The sequence below is a fragment of the Pseudoalteromonas sp. MER144-MNA-CIBAN-0113 genome, assembly GCF_040308965.1.
Classification (GTDB): Bacteria; Pseudomonadota; Gammaproteobacteria; order Enterobacterales; family Alteromonadaceae; genus Pseudoalteromonas; species Pseudoalteromonas tetraodonis.
In genome coordinates, this window is record NZ_JBEOOG010000598.1 from 1 (window position 1) to 237 (window position 237).

1 pseudogene is annotated in these 237 nt (G+C 37.6%); it reads right to left on the reverse strand.

The features are described 5' to 3' along the window. Positions 1 to 237, reverse strand: a pseudogene (locus AAEY57_RS21095) (TetR/AcrR family transcriptional regulator); the annotation flags it as partial.

The following is a 237-nucleotide window of genomic DNA, read 5'->3' on the forward strand; positions in this document are numbered from 1 at the left end:
GGGTAAATAATTGCGTTAAATAGGCTTCAAATTGAGCCGTTAAATCTAAGCTTAGCTCATACAGGTTTGAGTCTTTTTCTGCAAACTCGCTGTTTGCTTTAACTAGCATACAAATAGCGCTTGGACTGCAATCTTTTGTTTTAATTACCACGTTTTCAACAAACGCACGTAATCCACCAAGTACTGTATCGGCACTTGATAAAAACCCTTCTATTTGGGTTTTCATTTGTTCGGTGT